We start from the raw sequence: 328 nt of genomic DNA, 5'->3' as shown, positions 1-328 counted from the left end.
CGCCGCCCGCACCGACCGACCGCTGCGCACCGACATCGATGTGCGGCACGAAGAGCTGCTGAGCTGGGCGAAGGCACACGGGCTGGCGTCCGTCGCGTTGAACGCCGTCATGACGTACGGGATCACGGAGCTGCCCGGGGACTGGAGCCGGCGGTTCGCCCCGGTGACGGTCGCTGCGGCCTGACCTCCGCCGGACGCGACGGCGCCGGCCCCGAGTTTCGGGGCCGGCGCCGTCGCGTCCGGTGAGCGTTGCCGTCAGACGAGGGACTCCACGGCGGCCGTGGCGAAGGCATGGTCCTGCTCCGGGGCGCCACCGCCGACACCGATC

1 pseudogene is annotated in these 328 nt (G+C 74.1%); it reads left to right on the top strand.

Annotated features, from left to right (window positions below):
- Positions 1–184, top strand: a pseudogene (locus KUM38_RS38820) (GNAT family N-acetyltransferase); the annotation flags it as partial.
- Positions 185–328 lie beyond the last annotated feature (144 nt).

This window comes from Streptomyces sp. AC558_RSS880 (assembly GCF_019049255.1).
Classification (GTDB): Bacteria; Actinomycetota; Actinomycetes; order Streptomycetales; family Streptomycetaceae; genus Streptomyces.
The sequence above is the reverse complement of the archived record's forward strand: the minus strand, read 5'-3'. Positions and strand labels throughout refer to the sequence as shown.